Below are 14,189 nucleotides of genomic sequence, written 5' to 3'. Positions count from 1 at the left end.
CAATGACAGGCTGTCCCCCGATCAGCGGACGAGAAGCGGACATCGCCGCTGTGATGCTGACCCCGCGTCACGTGTGGGCCAACAGCGCGATCGATCTTGAACAACTGCGTTCCGGATTTGCCTGTGCTCTTCACATGCACCAACCAACGGTGCCGGCGGGGGCGAACAACAGATTGATCTCCCATCTTCAATACATGCTCGATCACCCCAACGAGGGTGATAACCACAACGCAGAGCCATTCGCCCACTGCTATCGGCGTCTTGCCGAGCTGCTGCCTGAACTGATCAACGAAGGCTGCAACCCAAGAATCATGCTCGACTATTCGGGCAATCTGCTCTGGGGAATCGAGCAGATGGGGCGCGGCGACATTGGCGATGCACTCCACTACCTCGCCTGTGACCCTTTGATGCAGGGACATGTGGAGTGGCTTGGAACCTTCTGGAGCCATGCCGTGGCTCCATCCACACCCATCCCAGACCTGAAACTGCAAATCAGCGCCTGGCAACAGCAGTTCGCGGCCTGTTTTGGCAGCGCTGCCCTGGAGCGAGTGAAGGGGTTCTCACCGCCGGAGATGGCTTTACCCAACCATCCCGACACCCTGTTCGAATTCATCAAAGCCCTCAAAGAAGCTGGATATCAGTGGCTTCTGGTGCAGGAGCACAGCGTTGAACGCATGGACGGCAGTCCACTGCCGCGCAGCCAATGCTTCATTCCCAATCAACTTCTCGCCAGGAACAGTCGAGGCGAGGAGATCAGCATGACGGCACTGATCAAAACACAGGGGTCTGACACCAAACTTGTGGGCCAGATGCAGCCTTATTACGAGGCATTGGGTTGCGAACGGCAACGTCTTGGTGACGTTGCGCTGCCATCTCTGGTGAGCCAGATCGCCGACGGAGAAAACGGTGGGGTGATGATGAATGAATTCCCAGAGGCGTTCCGGCAGGCCAATCGCCACATCCGTGACAACCCCAACGGCACCGTAGCCATCAACGGCAGTGAATACCTTGAGGCCCTGGAGCGCAAGGGAGTGAATCGCCACCACTTCCCCACCATCCAGGCGGTACAACAACACCGCCTTTGGCAAGAGCTTGATTACAACGCCTCAGCCGAAGTGATGGAAGAGACCATCAGCAAACTGAGGGCTGACGACACCAGCTTCAGCATGGAGGGTGCGTCCTGGACCAACGACCTGAGCTGGGTTGAGGGTTACGCCAATGTGCTGGCCCCGATGAATCAACTCAGCGCTCAGTTTCATGCGCTGTTCGACCGCTCAGTCGCCGCAGACCCCACCACCACCGGGACCCGGGCTTATCAGGAAGCGTTGCTGCATGTGCTGCTGCTGGAAACCAGTTGTTTTCGCTACTGGGGTCAAGGAACCTGGACCGACTATGCCCAGGAGATCCATCGCCGGGGAGAGGAGCTGCTGAATCAGAGAACGGCAACGACTCCAACCAACTGAGAGATGCTTTACAGAGCGTTACATTCGTGTAACGTAATGAGAGCTGGACACACCTGATGGGTGATTACACAACCGCAATCATCGCAATGGTGGGCATTGGCATCGTGTTGACGGCTGCTGTGGTGTTTGCCCTGATGCGTCCAAGTGACATGCCACCCATCGACGAGAACCGCAACTGAGCATGGGAATCGTTACCGAACTGCTGATTGCTGCCACGGAAATCGGAATTGCCCTGTTGGTGGCTGTTTCCCTGCCCGTCGCTGAATCCCAGAATTGATTTCGAGTCAGCCGATCTCTTTCAGGCGAAATTCCATATAAATCGAAGCGGCATCGCCCTCACGATCGAGCTCCTGCAAGTCGCTACATCGCGCTTGCATCCAATACACCGTTTCCCTCCAAACTTCCAGGTGATAACGGCGCTCGAGATTTTGTCCGGAACCGTCCAAAGCTCTACCTAAATCACCCACAAAATATAAGCAATGCAGAACGGCATCGCCTTCTATATCAACATTTAGCGACCGGCGCTTGCTTCACATCACGATGGCAAGAATAAGGGTCAATGTTCTTTTATCCAGACCAAGTACGGAACAGCACACAGCAGGGATAAAACGTACCCGTTGTTACGACAACGCAGGATCGAGTCAATACTTTGAGCTGAACCTGCCGACGTCACCATGGAGCCCATCGCTCTGACACTTGGCCAACAATTCGACATTGAACAGCGCAGTCGCGATATCAATTCAATGACTGACGTGAAACAGCTTCAGGAGATCAGCAAAGATCTGCTTCTGGCTTGGCAGCAGGAGATTGCCCGCTCACGGGCAGCAGCCAGCCCACACAAGAAATAACGCTTGGTTACAGTTGGTTGACCTGCTTGGAAGTCATGAACCTGAGCTTGCCTCAGCAGTTCGAAGCTGAAGCGATCAAGCGGTCCATCAACGAAACCGACGATCTTGACCAGTTGAAAGCTCTGGCACGGGAACTCGCAGATCTCTATGTGCGTCAGAGAGCTGCCACGGCCTGGGTGATCGCCGAGAAATAAGCATCACACTTTGCTGTCGTTTCGCCAGCGTCGTTCCAATCGCTGACGTGCTTGGTCAATTTGCCCACGGGAAAGAGCTGTTTTGTCGCGATAGGGGCGCGTGATCGACCAAAACTTGAGGGCAGACGCCAGCGCCACCACCAACCATGCGAGCACAATCCAACCCGGATTTGTCATCGTTGCCAAGCAATGCGCTCCATGATGGCGAACGGGACGCGAGTCATGCCTGCATGTCCCCCCATCAGTGCAACCGTGGATCCTGAGGCGCGCCAGTTCGTGATCAGCCAGTTGGTGGTGATCGCCTTACCAGTTGGAACCCTGTTCGGCATCTGGCTATGGATGCTGAACTGGGGCGGTCGTTCCCGCAGAGACCAGTGACCTTCCTCGCCGGCCTACTGGCCCCCGTGTTGATGCTCTTCCATCTTTCTGGCCCCGTCCCTGCGGATCTCGGCGTGAGCAACGGGGCGTTGCGCGACTGCTCGACAACAGCTCACTGTTCCAGCCAAACCTGGGCGAGCTCCGACCCGATGGCGGACTTCAGCAAGCTGAGTGGGTTGGTGCAGGAGTCGCTGCGGACGGTTGTGATTGATGAAACCGAGACCTATCTGCATGCCGAGGCCAGCAGCGCTTTCTTTGGCTTTGTAGATGACCTGGAGCTGTTCGCTGATCGCGACAACAACCGGATCCAGGCACGGTCCGAGTCGCGTCTCGGCGACTCGGATCTTGGTGTGAACGCCGCACGATTGGCGGTGCTGCGGTCGGGGCTGGAGAGATGAAGGCCGCTTAAACCTTGGCGCGACGCAGTTTGCTCAGATCGGTGATCATTTCCTTGATGCCAACCACGAATCCGATGGCGGCCAAGGCCACGATGCTCAAGATGATCACCGTGTCGAGCAGCGAACGTGGATCGATCCAATCGGGCATGGCATGAACCGTGGGCTGATCTCGTATTAGCCAGAGCCGGATAAAATCCCAGCACGTAGCGCGAACGTTCAACACAAATCGTCAGACATGCACGACATCATTTGCCCTCACTGCAATACCGCCTTCAAGGTGGATGAGGCCGGGTATGCCGACATCCTCAAACAGGTGAGGGATCGTGAATTTGAGCAGCAACTGAACAAGCGACTGGCCCTCGCCGAACAGGACAAACGCAATGCCATCGAGTTGGCCGTTGCCAAAAAAGATAGGGAAATGCAAACGCTTGAGGCCCAACTCAAGCAAAGTGCAATCCATCAGGAACTGGCGATTAAAGATGCCGTGAACAAAGCGGAGAAACAGCGTGATCGCATTGCCGCTGAGCTCCAGCAAATTCGTGAGCAGCAGGCCACAGAACTACGCCTGGCTGAAACCAAATTCGCCAAAGAAATGCAGGCGATGACGCTGCAAAAAGACAGTGAAGTGAGGGATTTGCAGGCGAAGCTCCAGGCTGGAGCCATGCAGCGCCAGCTGGCCGTGAATGAAGCGGTCAGTTCCGTGGAGAAGCAACGCGATGCACTTCAAAGCGGCTTGAAGGAAGCGGAACTGAAGCATCAACTGGAATCTCAGTCACTGAAAGATCGCTACGAAGCCCAGCTAAGTGATCGGGATCAGGCCATTGAACGCTTGCGCGACATGAAGGCGCGGCTTTCCACCAAAATGGTGGGAGAAACTCTCGAGCAACACTGCGAAACCGAATTCAACAGGATTCGTGCAGCGGCTTTCCCCAAGGCCTATTTCGAAAAAGACAACGACGCGCGCAGTGGAAGCAAGGGTGACTACATCTTCCGCGACCAGGACGACCACAACAACGAAATCATCTCGATCATGTTTGAGATGAAAAATGAGGCTGATACAACGGCCACGAAAAAGAAAAACGAAGACTTTCTCAAAGAGCTAAATAAAGATAGAAACGAAAAAAATTGCGAGTATGCGGTGCTCGTCTCCCTACTGGAGCCTGAAAATGAGCTTTACAATTCAGGCATTGTTGATGTGTCTCATCGCTTCCCGAAGACCTACATCATTCGCCCACAATTCTTTATTCCATTCATCACATTGCTCCGCAATGCAGCCATGAAGTCTCTGGAATACAAGGCTGAACTAGCTCTGGTGAAGGCACAGAACATTGATGTCACCAATTTCGAGAACGACCTCGAAACCTTCAAAACAGCCTTCTCACGCAACTACGACCTCGCCTCCAGACGCTTCCAAACGGCAATCGATGAAATCGATAAGTCGATCGATCACCTCCAAAAAACCAAGGATGCCCTGATGGGTGCGGATCGAAACCTGAGGCTTGCCAATGACAAGGCACAGGATGTGACCGTTAAAAAGTTGACCCGACGCAATCCAACTATGGCAGCCAAGTTTACTGACTTGAACAACGCTCCTGATCAGAAATCGGCCTGAGCCATGCCCTCCAGTCCACGCAACCGCATTGGCGAGGTTTACGGCAAACTCACCGTGGTGCGCGCATCCGAACGGCGAACCAAAGCAGGAAACGCTTTTTGGTGGTGCCGCTGCAGCTGCGGGGCCGAGCGGGAAGTTCCCAGCGACAAGTTGTCGCTGAACACGGCTCGCCGCAAGCCCACCGTGAATGCCTGTGAAATCTGTTCCCGCGAACTTCAAATTGAAGGGGTTTATCGCAAAAACGATCGGGAGGAAAAACAACGCCGCCAAGCAGCGCTGGAAGCCAGATCACAGCTGAAGGGTCAAGTGCCTGATCGCTGGCTTTCCCTGCCGCTCACCGATGCTCACGCACGAGAACTGGGACAAAAACTCTTCTTCCGCGGCACAACTTGCCTGCGTGGACACCTCGCGCCTTACCGCATCAACGGCGGTTGTCAGGCTTGCTCCGGTCAGACCCCATCCGCGGCAAATTCGCCATCAACCAAGCCCAAAGGGTCATAACAGCGGCACCAAAGGCCATCATCGCCAGGAGCTTGGCTTCCATTCAGAGGAAATCGAAATCGTCTTCCGAATCACCAGAAAATGCATTCATCACGAGGGCAGAAAAGGGCACAAATAGGGCCGCCATCACAAATATTTCCACAGGCTTAAGGTCAGCTGATTGAACTTAACGGGTTTGACTTTACAAAAAGTCATCAGCACTACCGTCCCGCTGGAGTGAGTTCAAATACTCATTTCTGATCCAGGCATAGGCATTTCACTCCGTTGTCAGCCCAGACGACCGAATCAGACTGAACTGAGTCGGACAACGACGATGCCAAAGGTGCTGAAGGCGGCCTCACAGACGATTCGCAATCTGCTCAAGCCGGCAACTCAACACAGCTTCTCCGAAGACCGGCTGCGCAACGACCGGCAGAGCTACATCGCGATGACGCGGGCACTGGTCGATGCCCAGCTCAGATGGCGTGATGTGGAGCTCAGCTCACGCCTCTGGAAAGACGTGGCCGACCGTGGCATGGATCGCGGCCGCCTGCTTCACCTCATCTACAGCGTTGACGCTCATCACGATGATGTCGTCCTGCAGAACGCCGATACGGCCTATCTGCAGCTGGTTGATCCCAGCGATCCCTGAGGCAGAACGGCTTTAAAGCTCAAACAGAGTGCCCAGCAGCATGGCGGGATGGGTTGACTCCCCTGCCGTGCTGCGTTCGAGCTGAACGGCCATCACGCAGTGGGCCATAAATCGAACGGCCGAAAGAACAGCCAGACCAATGCACAGGGGGCAGTGCGTGAGGGTCAAGACAGGGACCTGCCGGAGTGATGGACCCATCCCAAAGCAGAAGCCGGGACGCGCCACGATCTCTTCAACAAGCGTCATGCAAGAGACCCATCCCACCCCGGGCAGGTGGTGGGGGATGGGGTAGAGGGCGGCTGGTAAAGTAATTGTTTATTGCTCTCTTTCGGGGAACGGATGAGTCAGGTCACTGTCGGCGAAAACGAAGGTATTGAATCCGCGTTGCGTCGCTTCAAGCGCTCCGTCGCCAAAGCCGGCATCTTTTCTGATCTGCGTCGGATCCGTCACCACGAGACCCCCGTTGAGAAATACAAGCGCAAGCTCAAGCAGCGTTCACGCAACCGTCGTCGCTGAGCTCGCACGACATGTCAGCTCCAAACGGGCCCTCGGGCCCGTTTTTTTGTGCCCATCCGTCGCCCTCTTCACGGTGCTTTTTTCACAGTGCGCTCTGGTTTTCGCCAGACTTCATAAATGCTTGGTAAGGGCAAGACCGGCCGATGGTGTTGATTAATCCTTTTTGCCCGATCAGTGCGGCAAAAATCGCTGGCTTGAAGACCACCGTGGTCTTGCTGTTGGTGTTGTTGATGAAGTCGAAATTGCTGCGAATCAAGATGTCCCTCCTGGGATCTGTTCTTGGATTCGCCATGTTGGTGAGCTTCTTACTCACCACAGGCCTACTCACTGTGATCACTGGCGGAGCCGTTGCTTACGCCGCCATGCAAAACCGGAGCAACTGAGCCATGCGCAATCGTCTTCCTTTTTTGAGCGGACTTGCATTGGCAACCCTCGGAGTTTCAGGTCTTGCCGGCGGTGGTTTGCTTTGGAATTTTCAAGGCCGCACTCTGGGGCTTGGCAGCACGGTTACGGCATTGGTTCTGCTGGGAATCAGCTTTGTTCTGCTTCGGCCTGAACCACGACTTTCACCCGTTGAAGTCCCTGAAACCAGCCAGCCCCTCAAGATCAAGGCACCACAGGCATCCTTCCTCGGCCTGATGCTGGCGATCCTCGGCACCTTCGGCATGGCGGGTTCCGGGTTGCTGTGGAATTTTCAGGGTTTGGCCTTTGGACTCACCGGCACCCTCACGGCCGCCGTTGCTCTTTTGCTGAGTCTGGTTTTTCTGTGGCCCCTCGGCACCTCCAAGACCAAAACATCTCTCAAGACCGAGCCGGTGGAGACCACCGAAGCTTTTTCGGAGAGCGCAGCTCCCGCACAAACCACATCAGAAGCCATTGCCGAATTGCTGGCAGCCGAACAGCAGCAGCGCTCAGAGCTGACGTTGGTGAATTTCGCTCCATTGAACCTGTTGCCGGGACAAAGTGTGCCCACAAAGTCTCGTCGCGCAGGCAGTTCTCTTGGTCGTTATCGCTCAATGGCTAACGACCTGTTCAAGAGCTGAAGTCTCTCCAGAGATTGCGAATCTGTCGGTGCCAGGGGGTGATGTTGAGATCAGGGCGCTGAACATTCGACCTGGGTTGATCAACACTGAATCCAGCTTCTTCCATCTCCCGTCTCAGCCGACGGGTGATTGGGATGAGCGCGATTGAAAGCACCAAGGCTGCGAGAAGCAGAAAGGGGAGCAACGACACCAGCCAAATGGTGGCAATCACGGTGATTGCACCTGCCATGACCGTCTTCAGCCATCGCGGCAGGGTTCTGCTCTGTTGACCTGGAAGTTGCTTCATGGCTCAGGACAGTCCGTTCGCGCTTGAGAAAATCCGCTGGAGTTCGCGTTGAAATGCTGTGGCACTGAGGGGTTCCCCAAGGCGCCTGCGTTGGTTGCGCCGAAGCGCAGCTCCAATCCAACAAACCTGCAGAACAATCAACAGCGAAGCAATGATCAGAACCGGAGATTCAAGATCATTCCACTGCATCTGAGTTCAGTAACTGGATTGGGGCAGGGTGAAGCCCGACTGCATATGACCAACATCAAGCATCACGTAGGTGAGCCAAATCAGCACTGCTGCAACACCAGCCCCTGCTGCAACCTTTGCCAGAGAACGGCCAATCATCTCGAGCAGGCTGACCTCTTTCATCGCGTTGATCCAACTTCGATGATTCTGACGCGTCTTTCGCCCATACCGTCGCCAGCCATGAAAAAAGCCCCGCGATGGCGGGGCTTTTGAATCTGATCACGCTGGTGTTCAGCGGCTGGCCACGGCTTCTTCCAGAACAACGGCTTCGCCAGCGGCGAAATCCGTGTCTTCCGCAGCGGAAAACTGCATGTCGGGCTCAAGGCGGCGGGCAATGAGTTCGTCAATGGAAAAGACACCTGGGCCACAGGCGAGAATGGCCACGGCAGCCGCGAAATAAAGGCCAAGAAGCTCCAATAGATAGATGTTGAAGCCCGCTGTGACGATGGCGTGATAGATGGCGACGGAGATGGTCCCGGCGACTGCCAAGGCTCCCATCCGCGTCAGCAAGCCAGTAATCAACAGCCAGCTGCCGATCACCTCCGAGAACGCTGCGACGTAGGAGAGAAGGATCGGGAAGGGTAGATGCAGAGGGCGAACGAATGCATCTGCAAAATTCTCGATATTGGCGAGCTTTTCGTAACCGTGGTGAATCAGCAGCGCGCCGGTGAACACCCGAAGCAGGAGCAGACCGAGATCGCCAGCAATGGGGCGGGTCAGAATGGCGCGAATCACCACAGAACACATCGACTACACACAACTTATATAAGTTGCGTGTAGTTACGCGGCTTCGCGCCAGGACGGAGCAAGGAATGGGTATTTCTACTCAGTCGTCGTAGACCAGGCACTCGGGCTCATCGGGGTTCTGCTCGCAGAACAGCTCAAGGGGTGAGGGGTCATGGGGATCATCAGGAAATTCCTTCTTGTGATCCAACAGCCACTGCAGCTCCTCCGTGAGATGACGCACCTTACCTTCGTTGTGCTCAGACAGGGCCTTAAGGAACTCCTCCTGGTCCTTCTGAATGTGCTCGTCAATCGTTTTCATGACTGAAACTGTCATCTGGCTGACATTCGGTTGTTAGCGAAGACCACCCCGATCGATCAGTCGGTAGATCTACCTTTGTGGCCGAAACCACACAACAGATCCGCTCCGGGCCCCATCACGTCCTGTGACACCACAGTGGCCATTGGTCGATAGCCGCAGGAAAGTCGGGTTGGCTGATGTTGAGTGGATGCAATTTTCCGAACGCAGCGTTCTGACAGGGCTGCTTGTCTTCGCCGTGGGAGTTGTGGTGGGAATCGGAATTGGCTCAGCCACTGCTGTTGCCGCCCTGACCCAAGGCGCACCTGACGTTCTGCAGAGTTGGTCGGGGGTGGTTGCCCTGCCGTGAAGGTTGACTGGACAGCCTTTCCCGCCTATCAGAAGCGCAGATCGGGTGAGTCGCGCGATGCTGTCAGATGAGCGGCAGATCTTTAGCCGTGACAAAAAGCCACTGCGCCAATTCCTGAAACGACTTCAACGCTTTTTGTTCGGATGATCAACGCGTTCCAACACTGATATTCCCTGCGCCAATCAACTGTTCAAGCCGTGCAGTGAGTTTCCGTTCGGTTCGATCAAATTGCTCCTGATGGCCGGCCACATAGGCAAGCTCTTCACTGGTGATCACCTGGTGGGTGACGGCATCAAGGTAGATCTGAACCAGGGACATCCAGGGCGGCATCAACCGATGGCCATCCTGGCAACACTGGAACGCAAACGGTGAATCGGGCCACGCGGAACTGAGCTATGGATCGAGAGACCATTCAGAGCCTGATCAAGCAATGCAGCTTGGGGCTGTTCGATCTGGCCTGTGCCGTCAGCGGACACCCAATCTGGGATCTCAATCTGCCTGTGGGAGTGATCGATGCACGACGCTCCAAACCAAAGCTGATGGTGAGTGCCATCGGCACGATCAACTCAACCCTGAAGGCCTCATCCACCATTGCCCACCCGTTGATGGTGCGCCTGTTCGAACGGTTCGAAGACGTGGGCCTGGAACAGGCGCTGACGGAAATGAAACATGGTGAGGATGGGGAGGCGTTCTGCGAGGTCTGGCAGGCCTACAGGGATGAACGCCGTTGTGGTGATGCCCCGATGTGGAGCATCGAAGACGCCACAGCCTTTGTGGTGCAGTCCCGCGAGGCTCACGCTGATCGTGAAGTGGCCTGCGTTGCCATTCTTCCGGGAGATCCACACCGCATCATCACCTTTTCAGTTCCCATCGCCTTCCTGACACGAGATTGAGTGTGTCCGAACTGCTGATGCAAATCGCCCTGCTGGGCATCGCCATTGGCGCCAATGCCCTCTCGGCTCTGGCGGGAGGGGGAGCAGGACTGGTGCAACTGCCCGCCCTCATCCTTCTGGGCCTTCCTTTCTCCATGGCATTGGCCACCCACAAGGTGGCCAGCGTTGCGCTGGGGCTGGGAGCGAGTGGGCGTCATTGGCGTGCCAGCAGTCTTGATCTGAAACGCTCAGCGCTGGTGTTGGCGGCCGGTCTTCCAGGTGTGTTTGTGGGAGCCAGCATGGTTCTTGCGCTGCCCGATCAAGTGGCCACAGCGAGCCTTGGGCTGCTGACCCTTGGGCTGGGGGTTTATTCGGCTCGGAAACCGGATCTGGGGACGACAGACCAGCCCTACCCGCTGACAGCCCGCACCGTTGGGCTTGGCAGTTGCGGGCTGTTCATCATTGGCGTTCTAAACGGTTCACTCACCTCAGGCACGGGGTTGTTCGTCACCCTGTGGCTGGTGCGCTGGTTTGGGCTGAGCTACGCCAGAGCCGTTGCTCACACCCTGGTGCTGGTGGGCCTGGGGTGGAATGGCACCGGGGCGCTGGTGCTGGGTTTGAGCGGCGAAATCCGTTGGGACTGGCTTCCACCTCTGGTGCTGGGTTCACTGATCGGAGGCTTCCTGGGGGCCCACTATTCCCTGGTGAAAGGAAGCCGCCTGGTCAAAAAAGCGTTCGAGATCTTGGCGCTGCTGATGGGCGGATCACTCCTGATCCGCAGCCTCTGAATCGGCATCTGCAAGGAAACGCCCCGAAAAACGCGTGGCCAACACCACTGTTGCGGCCCCGTAGGCGATGAACGTCACCGCCTGACCAGAGCTGGCCGTTTGGTAAACCTCACCTGTCAGCAGCATCCAGTCCATCAAGGACGCCACCGTTCCCCATATCACCACCCAGACGGACACGTAGGCAACACCGCGGAAGGTCCGATTCACAAGGCCATGGGTTTAGCGAACCCGACGCTAGGGGAAGTCGCTCGAACGAGGAAGGCCTGCGGCTCCCGTAATGTCGCTGATTGAACCGGTTGAGGGGATGCCGAAGAAACGCCGCAAGCTCAACAAAGAGATGGAAGCGGAGATGGCCGCTGCCAAGCGCAAGATTGAGCTGGTGGGCGCGCTGATCAACGACATCCGCGATGAAGACATCCAGGGTGAGTACCTCGGCGCCTTCACGCAGATCCGCAGCGCCGTGGTGAATCTGATCGCGAAGTACACAACGGACGGATTCTGCGAAGAAACCGAGGGTCTTCTGGCGCTGTACAAGGGCTTGATTGAGCAGTTTGAAGAGGAGTACGAGCTCTGAACAGGAACGAACGCAGCACAGCGTTTAGGTTCCAGTTGCCTTCGTGCCTTGCCATGGCTCTTCGAGAGACCAAACCCCAGGTGTCACCGCTGCGCCTCAAGATCACGGTGTTGATCGCCGGCTTCGGGCCCCTGGTCGCCATCGGCCTCTGGCTTCAGTCCAAGGGGTTTTTCAACTGACGCCATGCATCGATTCCTCGCCACGGCTGGACTTCTCGGCCTCGGCCTGGTTCCCAGCGTGAGCTGGGCTGAGACCATGACAGCTCAGGTGGGCGCCGACTTCTGATGACAACACCCATGCCTCATCCTCCGCTGGGCGCAGAACAGATCCGTGCCCTGTTCACCAAGCCTTACGGCACGCCCGGCCCCACAGCTGCGCAGTGGAAAGCCGTCTATGCCAGCGACGTGCATTTCACCGATCCAACCCAGGAACGGCAGGGCATTGACGCCTACATCCTTGCCCAGGACGGTCTGATGCAGCGCTGTGATGACGTGTTCCTGGAAACGGAATCGGTGGTGGTGAACGGTGAAACAGCCTTTGTTGAATGGCGCATGGGCCTCAAGATCAAAGGGATTGAGTTCATCTATCCCGGGGCGACCCGGCTCCGCTTCAATCCAGATGGAAAGATCGGGGACCACCGCGATTATTTCGATTTCGTCGGCCCCACGTTTGCTCCCGTGCCCGTAATTGGTGGACTGGTGCGTTGGCTCTACAAACGCTTCGTTGCCTGAACCACGGCCCCAGGGCCATCTTTTGATCGGCCCCCCGGGCAGCGGCAAGTCCACCCTCGCGGCGATCCTCGCTCCGCTGCTCCCTGCACGGGTGATCGCCAATGACGTGCTGAGGGAACAACTGTGGGGAGAGGCGAATGTGCAGGGTCCTTGGTCTGAATTGGAACCCCGTCTGCATGGCGCCATCGACCGCGCCATCGCCGATGGCGACAACGTGCTGGTGGATGCAACCCATGCGCAACTCAACTGGCGCCAGGGGTTGATGCAGCGAAGCATGGGGGCCCAGCACCTGCCATGGACCGGCTGGTGGTTGCAGACACCGTTGAATCAGTGCCTGGTCTGGAACCGCAGCCGCCAACGGTGCGTTCCAGAGGCCGTGATTCGTGCGATGCACCTGAGCCTGAACAGCCCCCCCAACAGGCCCGACCTCAGCGAAGGATTCACAAGCTTGATTCGCCTCAATCCCGCCGGCCCCCAGCTCAGCGATCAGATCAACCGGGCCCTCCAAACCATCCTTGACCCCTTGCCATGAAGAAAGGTGAGCAGGTCATGCACCCCCTTCGGAGTCCCATCAACGTGATCCCAACGGCACAAGTGTCATGACACTCGGCGAACTCTTTCTCGAAGCCATGTCCACCGGCGTGATCACCAACGGTGAGATGGCGTGGGTGACCGCCCGCCAGGATCAATTCACACGAACTGAGGAGGCTGTCGCCCAACGGCTCGGCCGGTTGATCGACGAAGGCAGGATTCAAATGGGTTGTCGCATGCCCATGGCCTGATTGAAGGCCTAGTGATGGTGCTTGCGTCGCCGCGAATGACGACGCATCCGCTTCACCAAACGGCCGCTGACGGAGCGGCTTTCAGCACATTCCAGCTGATTCCAACGCCATCCCAGCCAGGACAGCACCACGACGATGGCAAGGGCGATCAACCAACCCACGGGGACAACGGCTTAAGAGAACAACGCAGGAACCAAAGCTGCTGGAGCCAAGTTCTCTTCCATCGTTAATGCAACAGGTGGCGATGCAGTCCAGCCAGGCCTGAACCGACTCAATGAGTTGTACAGCGGCCAACGCAGCGCTGTCGCTGCTTCCCTGCTCACCCGTGAAGGGAGCAGGTTTCAGCGCTGACCGTCCTGGTCAAGGCTGAACTCAAGCAACGCTGCCGTGAGCAAGGTCTTCATCGACTGCAGGGCCTCCTGCTCTCTGGGATCTGGCCCCCCGGGCCATTTCTCAAGGTGAAAGCTCACCGAGCGGTGGAGCAGGCGAACAGCTTCAAGGTCCAGATCGAACTGGAGGGTGGGGCGAGGCTCACTCATGACTCCATTCTCCCCAACACCACGTTGACAACCAAAAGGACTGCGAGTAGTACATAGTTACCAATAAGACGCGTATGGGCATCGTCAACGCTCCGCCGCCAAGCGCCTGGCCACCGATGGGATCAGGGCAACTCCGACCGAGCCGATCCATCATGGTGTGCCTCACCTGCCAGCACTTTCAGCACACCCTTGCTGAGGCGGGGGTCACCCAGCCAGCCTGTGCACACCACCAACAGCGCATCCCCCAGGGGGCACACCTCACACACCGCTGCCATCAATGGATGCAACGGCTGGAGAAGCAGATCGGATGGTGCCCTGAAGGGGCCTGATGCACCGCCCAACCTTCACAGCGAACACAGCAACAAAAAGCCCCCTCCGAGGAGGGGGCTTTCCGATTCAGTTGATCTGAATCGT

Annotated in this window: 31 protein-coding genes; 19 read left to right on the top strand and 12 right to left on the bottom strand. The window is 56.8% G+C overall.

Annotation, left to right across the window (positions count from 1 at the left end; translation table 11 throughout):
• Positions 1-2 precede the first annotated feature (2 nt).
• Both DXY02_RS08690 and DXY02_RS13090 read left to right on the top strand, forming a co-directional pair.
• Positions 3-1,463, top strand: coding sequence for a glycosyl hydrolase family 57 (locus DXY02_RS08690; RefSeq protein ID WP_114988975.1), 1,461 nt, complete (start codon positions 3-5; stop codon positions 1,461-1,463).
• Between the two features lie 56 nt (positions 1,464-1,519).
• Entirely contained in the window at positions 1,520-1,642 is a 123-nt protein-coding gene (locus DXY02_RS13090; RefSeq protein ID WP_255441949.1) for a hypothetical protein, read from the top strand.
• Positions 1,643-1,747: 105 nt separating this feature from the next.
• On the opposite strand, the gene DXY02_RS12600 is transcribed toward DXY02_RS13090, so the two are convergent.
• The gene (locus tag DXY02_RS12600; RefSeq protein ID WP_170951539.1) at positions 1,748-1,909 is read right to left on the bottom strand and encodes a hypothetical protein; all 162 of its coding nucleotides are present in this window, start codon (positions 1,907-1,909) and stop codon (positions 1,748-1,750) included.
• A 437-nt stretch (positions 1,910-2,346) separates the two neighbouring features.
• Between DXY02_RS12600 and DXY02_RS12595 the strand changes: the two genes are divergently transcribed.
• The 3 genes from DXY02_RS12595 (at position 2,347) to DXY02_RS08680 (ending at position 3,281) form a co-directional block, all read left to right on the top strand.
• Positions 2,347-2,505 carry a hypothetical protein gene (locus DXY02_RS12595; RefSeq protein WP_170950585.1) on the top strand — a complete coding sequence of 53 codons (159 nt, stop codon included), beginning with the start codon at positions 2,347-2,349 and terminating at the stop codon, positions 2,503-2,505.
• A 222-nt stretch (positions 2,506-2,727) separates the two neighbouring features.
• Positions 2,728-2,883: a hypothetical protein gene (locus DXY02_RS12590; RefSeq protein WP_170951534.1), complete on the top strand. Its 156-nt coding sequence runs from the start codon at positions 2,728-2,730 to the stop codon at positions 2,881-2,883.
• The gene (locus DXY02_RS08680; protein ID WP_244276234.1) at positions 2,880-3,281 is read left to right on the top strand and encodes a DUF1499 domain-containing protein; all 402 of its coding nucleotides are present in this window, start codon (positions 2,880-2,882) and stop codon (positions 3,279-3,281) included. Before DXY02_RS12590 ends, DXY02_RS08680 begins: the two co-directional genes overlap by 4 nt.
• 7 nt (positions 3,282-3,288) lie before the next feature.
• Here the strand turns inward: DXY02_RS08680 and DXY02_RS12585 are convergent, their stop codons facing one another.
• The gene (locus tag DXY02_RS12585; protein WP_170950994.1) at positions 3,289-3,429 is read right to left on the bottom strand and encodes a hypothetical protein; all 141 of its coding nucleotides are present in this window, start codon (positions 3,427-3,429) and stop codon (positions 3,289-3,291) included.
• A gap of 87 nt (positions 3,430-3,516) precedes the next feature.
• Here DXY02_RS12585 and DXY02_RS08675 point away from each other — a divergent pair, with 87 nt between their 5' ends.
• From DXY02_RS08675 to DXY02_RS08665, 3 genes are all read left to right on the top strand, one after another.
• Positions 3,517-4,893: a DUF2130 domain-containing protein gene (locus DXY02_RS08675; protein WP_114988972.1), complete on the top strand. Its 1,377-nt coding sequence runs from the start codon at positions 3,517-3,519 to the stop codon at positions 4,891-4,893.
• 3 nt (positions 4,894-4,896) lie between these two features.
• Complete coding sequence (locus tag DXY02_RS08670) at positions 4,897-5,394, top strand: early protein (E6) (RefSeq protein ID WP_114988971.1); 498 nt, start codon at positions 4,897-4,899, stop codon at positions 5,392-5,394.
• 313 nt (positions 5,395-5,707) lie between these two features.
• Complete coding sequence (locus tag DXY02_RS08665; RefSeq protein ID WP_114988970.1) at positions 5,708-6,025, top strand: hypothetical protein; 318 nt, start codon at positions 5,708-5,710, stop codon at positions 6,023-6,025.
• A 12-nt stretch (positions 6,026-6,037) separates the two neighbouring features.
• On the opposite strand, the gene DXY02_RS08660 is transcribed toward DXY02_RS08665, so the two are convergent.
• A complete protein-coding gene (locus DXY02_RS08660) occupies positions 6,038-6,271 on the bottom strand; it encodes a hypothetical protein (RefSeq protein ID WP_114988969.1) in 234 nt (77 codons plus the stop codon).
• Between the two features lie 93 nt (positions 6,272-6,364).
• On the opposite strand from DXY02_RS08660, the gene rpsU reads away from it, so the two are divergent.
• The 3 genes from rpsU (at position 6,365) to DXY02_RS08645 (ending at position 7,584) form a co-directional block, all read left to right on the top strand.
• Entirely contained in the window at positions 6,365-6,541 is a 177-nt protein-coding gene (gene rpsU, locus DXY02_RS08655) for a 30S ribosomal protein S21 (RefSeq protein ID WP_009790002.1), read from the top strand.
• Between the two features lie 143 nt (positions 6,542-6,684).
• The gene (locus DXY02_RS12950; protein ID WP_114988968.1) at positions 6,685-6,924 is read left to right on the top strand and encodes a hypothetical protein; all 240 of its coding nucleotides are present in this window, start codon (positions 6,685-6,687) and stop codon (positions 6,922-6,924) included.
• A 39-nt stretch (positions 6,925-6,963) separates the two neighbouring features.
• Positions 6,964-7,584: a hypothetical protein gene (locus DXY02_RS08645; RefSeq protein ID WP_244276232.1), complete on the top strand. Its 621-nt coding sequence runs from the start codon at positions 6,964-6,966 to the stop codon at positions 7,582-7,584.
• Here the strand turns inward: DXY02_RS08645 and DXY02_RS08640 are convergent.
• The 4 genes from DXY02_RS08640 to DXY02_RS08625 form a co-directional block, all read right to left on the bottom strand.
• Positions 7,574-7,870, bottom strand: a complete 297-nt coding sequence (locus tag DXY02_RS08640) for a hypothetical protein (protein ID WP_244276230.1) — start codon at positions 7,868-7,870, stop codon at positions 7,574-7,576. The two genes, DXY02_RS08645 and DXY02_RS08640, sit on opposite strands and share 11 nt — an antisense overlap.
• Positions 7,871-8,065: 195 nt before the next feature.
• On the bottom strand, positions 8,066-8,221 hold the full coding sequence (locus DXY02_RS12575; protein ID WP_006850963.1) for a hypothetical protein: 156 nt from the start codon (positions 8,219-8,221) through the stop codon (positions 8,066-8,068).
• Between the two features lie 108 nt (positions 8,222-8,329).
• The gene (locus tag DXY02_RS08630; RefSeq protein ID WP_371640081.1) at positions 8,330-8,833 is read right to left on the bottom strand and encodes a DoxX family protein; all 504 of its coding nucleotides are present in this window, start codon (positions 8,831-8,833) and stop codon (positions 8,330-8,332) included.
• 91 nt (positions 8,834-8,924) lie between these two features.
• On the bottom strand, positions 8,925-9,143 hold the full coding sequence (locus DXY02_RS08625) for a CP12 domain-containing protein (RefSeq protein WP_006852050.1): 219 nt from the start codon (positions 9,141-9,143) through the stop codon (positions 8,925-8,927).
• Between the two features lie 187 nt (positions 9,144-9,330).
• Here DXY02_RS08625 and DXY02_RS12570 point away from each other — a divergent pair, with 187 nt between their 5' ends.
• Positions 9,331-9,489, top strand: coding sequence for a hypothetical protein (locus DXY02_RS12570; protein ID WP_170951537.1), 159 nt, complete (start codon positions 9,331-9,333; stop codon positions 9,487-9,489).
• A gap of 147 nt (positions 9,490-9,636) precedes the next feature.
• Here the strand turns inward: DXY02_RS12570 and DXY02_RS08620 are convergent, their stop codons facing one another.
• Positions 9,637-9,819, bottom strand: a complete 183-nt coding sequence (locus DXY02_RS08620) for a hypothetical protein (RefSeq protein WP_114989186.1) — start codon at positions 9,817-9,819, stop codon at positions 9,637-9,639.
• A 65-nt stretch (positions 9,820-9,884) separates the two neighbouring features.
• Here DXY02_RS08620 and DXY02_RS08615 point away from each other — a divergent pair, with 65 nt between their 5' ends.
• Together DXY02_RS08615 and DXY02_RS08610 are read left to right on the top strand one after the other, a co-directional pair.
• Positions 9,885-10,382, top strand: coding sequence for a hypothetical protein (locus DXY02_RS08615; protein ID WP_114988964.1), 498 nt, complete (start codon positions 9,885-9,887; stop codon positions 10,380-10,382).
• 17 nt (positions 10,383-10,399) lie between these two features.
• On the top strand, positions 10,400-11,149 hold the full coding sequence (locus DXY02_RS08610; RefSeq protein ID WP_114989185.1) for a sulfite exporter TauE/SafE family protein: 750 nt from the start codon (positions 10,400-10,402) through the stop codon (positions 11,147-11,149).
• Here DXY02_RS08610 and DXY02_RS08605 read toward each other — a convergent pair.
• Entirely contained in the window at positions 11,126-11,356 is a 231-nt protein-coding gene (locus DXY02_RS08605) for a hypothetical protein (RefSeq protein ID WP_114988963.1), read from the bottom strand. The genes DXY02_RS08610 and DXY02_RS08605 overlap by 24 nt on opposite strands.
• Before the next feature lie 97 nt (positions 11,357-11,453).
• Between DXY02_RS08605 and DXY02_RS08600 the strand changes: the two genes are divergently transcribed.
• The 5 genes from DXY02_RS08600 to DXY02_RS08585 all read left to right on the top strand — a co-directional run bounded on the left by DXY02_RS08600 (position 11,454) and on the right by DXY02_RS08585 (position 13,236).
• Positions 11,454-11,723, top strand: coding sequence for a hypothetical protein (locus DXY02_RS08600; RefSeq protein ID WP_006850218.1), 270 nt, complete (start codon positions 11,454-11,456; stop codon positions 11,721-11,723).
• 53 nt (positions 11,724-11,776) lie between these two features.
• The gene (locus DXY02_RS13085; protein ID WP_006850359.1) at positions 11,777-11,902 is read left to right on the top strand and encodes a hypothetical protein; all 126 of its coding nucleotides are present in this window, start codon (positions 11,777-11,779) and stop codon (positions 11,900-11,902) included.
• Positions 11,903-12,019: 117 nt separating this feature from the next.
• Positions 12,020-12,454, top strand: coding sequence for a nuclear transport factor 2 family protein (locus DXY02_RS08595; RefSeq protein ID WP_114989184.1), 435 nt, complete (start codon positions 12,020-12,022; stop codon positions 12,452-12,454).
• Positions 12,447-12,986 carry an ATP-binding protein gene (locus DXY02_RS08590; RefSeq protein ID WP_114988962.1) on the top strand — a complete coding sequence of 180 codons (540 nt, stop codon included), beginning with the start codon at positions 12,447-12,449 and terminating at the stop codon, positions 12,984-12,986. Before DXY02_RS08595 ends, DXY02_RS08590 begins: the two co-directional genes overlap by 8 nt.
• A gap of 67 nt (positions 12,987-13,053) precedes the next feature.
• Positions 13,054-13,236: a hypothetical protein gene (locus tag DXY02_RS08585; RefSeq protein WP_114988961.1), complete on the top strand. Its 183-nt coding sequence runs from the start codon at positions 13,054-13,056 to the stop codon at positions 13,234-13,236.
• 8 nt (positions 13,237-13,244) lie between these two features.
• On the opposite strand, the gene DXY02_RS12565 is transcribed toward DXY02_RS08585, so the two are convergent.
• The 3 genes from DXY02_RS12565 to DXY02_RS12560 all read right to left on the bottom strand — a co-directional run bounded on the left by DXY02_RS12565 (position 13,245) and on the right by DXY02_RS12560 (position 14,062).
• On the bottom strand, positions 13,245-13,397 hold the full coding sequence (locus DXY02_RS12565) for a hypothetical protein (protein WP_170950581.1): 153 nt from the start codon (positions 13,395-13,397) through the stop codon (positions 13,245-13,247).
• A gap of 180 nt (positions 13,398-13,577) precedes the next feature.
• On the bottom strand, positions 13,578-13,775 hold the full coding sequence (locus DXY02_RS08580; protein ID WP_006851951.1) for a hypothetical protein: 198 nt from the start codon (positions 13,773-13,775) through the stop codon (positions 13,578-13,580).
• 122 nt (positions 13,776-13,897) lie between these two features.
• Positions 13,898-14,062, bottom strand: coding sequence for a hypothetical protein (locus tag DXY02_RS12560; protein ID WP_206749637.1), 165 nt, complete (start codon positions 14,060-14,062; stop codon positions 13,898-13,900).
• Between the last annotated feature and the right edge of the window lie 127 nt (positions 14,063-14,189).

Origin of the sequence: Synechococcus sp. N19, assembly GCF_900474045.1 — a bacterium.
GTDB lineage: Bacteria > Cyanobacteriota > Cyanobacteriia > PCC-6307 > Cyanobiaceae > Parasynechococcus.
The sequence above is the reverse complement of the archived record's forward strand: the minus strand, read 5'-3'. Positions and strand labels throughout refer to the sequence as shown.

Bases quoted from the DNA above. Each gene is read 5' to 3' on its own strand.
- DXY02_RS08615 (WP_114988964.1), top strand. From the start codon at position 9,885: ATGGATCGAGAGACCATTCAGAGCCTGATCAAGCAATGCAGCTTGGGG.
- DXY02_RS13090 (WP_255441949.1), top strand. From the start codon at position 1,520: ATGGGTGATTACACAACCGCAATCATCGCAATGGTGGGCATTGGCATC.
- DXY02_RS08660 (WP_114988969.1), bottom strand. From the start codon at position 6,271: ATGACGCTTGTTGAAGAGATCGTGGCGCGTCCCGGCTTCTGCTTTGGG.
- DXY02_RS12950 (WP_114988968.1), top strand. From the start codon at position 6,685: ATGGTGTTGATTAATCCTTTTTGCCCGATCAGTGCGGCAAAAATCGCT.
- DXY02_RS12590 (WP_170951534.1), top strand. From the start codon at position 2,728: ATGCCTGCATGTCCCCCCATCAGTGCAACCGTGGATCCTGAGGCGCGC.
- DXY02_RS08620 (WP_114989186.1), bottom strand. From the start codon at position 9,819: ATGCCGCCCTGGATGTCCCTGGTTCAGATCTACCTTGATGCCGTCACC.
- DXY02_RS08640 (WP_244276230.1), bottom strand. From the start codon at position 7,870: ATGAAGCAACTTCCAGGTCAACAGAGCAGAACCCTGCCGCGATGGCTG.
- DXY02_RS08580 (WP_006851951.1), bottom strand. From the start codon at position 13,775: ATGAGTGAGCCTCGCCCCACCCTCCAGTTCGATCTGGACCTTGAAGCT.
- DXY02_RS12585 (WP_170950994.1), bottom strand. From the start codon at position 3,429: ATGCCCGATTGGATCGATCCACGTTCGCTGCTCGACACGGTGATCATC.
- DXY02_RS08665 (WP_114988970.1), top strand. From the start codon at position 5,708: ATGCCAAAGGTGCTGAAGGCGGCCTCACAGACGATTCGCAATCTGCTC.
- DXY02_RS08585 (WP_114988961.1), top strand. From the start codon at position 13,054: ATGACACTCGGCGAACTCTTTCTCGAAGCCATGTCCACCGGCGTGATC.
- DXY02_RS08595 (WP_114989184.1), top strand. From the start codon at position 12,020: ATGCCTCATCCTCCGCTGGGCGCAGAACAGATCCGTGCCCTGTTCACC.
- DXY02_RS08670 (WP_114988971.1), top strand. From the start codon at position 4,897: ATGCCCTCCAGTCCACGCAACCGCATTGGCGAGGTTTACGGCAAACTC.
- DXY02_RS12595 (WP_170950585.1), top strand. From the start codon at position 2,347: ATGAACCTGAGCTTGCCTCAGCAGTTCGAAGCTGAAGCGATCAAGCGG.
- DXY02_RS08600 (WP_006850218.1), top strand. From the start codon at position 11,454: ATGCCGAAGAAACGCCGCAAGCTCAACAAAGAGATGGAAGCGGAGATG.
- DXY02_RS08690 (WP_114988975.1), top strand. From the start codon at position 3: ATGACAGGCTGTCCCCCGATCAGCGGACGAGAAGCGGACATCGCCGCT.
- rpsU (WP_009790002.1), top strand. From the start codon at position 6,365: ATGAGTCAGGTCACTGTCGGCGAAAACGAAGGTATTGAATCCGCGTTG.
- DXY02_RS08625 (WP_006852050.1), bottom strand. From the start codon at position 9,143: ATGAAAACGATTGACGAGCACATTCAGAAGGACCAGGAGGAGTTCCTT.
- DXY02_RS12570 (WP_170951537.1), top strand. From the start codon at position 9,331: ATGCAATTTTCCGAACGCAGCGTTCTGACAGGGCTGCTTGTCTTCGCC.
- DXY02_RS13085 (WP_006850359.1), top strand. From the start codon at position 11,777: ATGGCTCTTCGAGAGACCAAACCCCAGGTGTCACCGCTGCGCCTCAAG.
- DXY02_RS08675 (WP_114988972.1), top strand. From the start codon at position 3,517: ATGCACGACATCATTTGCCCTCACTGCAATACCGCCTTCAAGGTGGAT.
- DXY02_RS08610 (WP_114989185.1), top strand. From the start codon at position 10,400: ATGCAAATCGCCCTGCTGGGCATCGCCATTGGCGCCAATGCCCTCTCG.
- DXY02_RS12575 (WP_006850963.1), bottom strand. From the start codon at position 8,221: ATGAAAGAGGTCAGCCTGCTCGAGATGATTGGCCGTTCTCTGGCAAAG.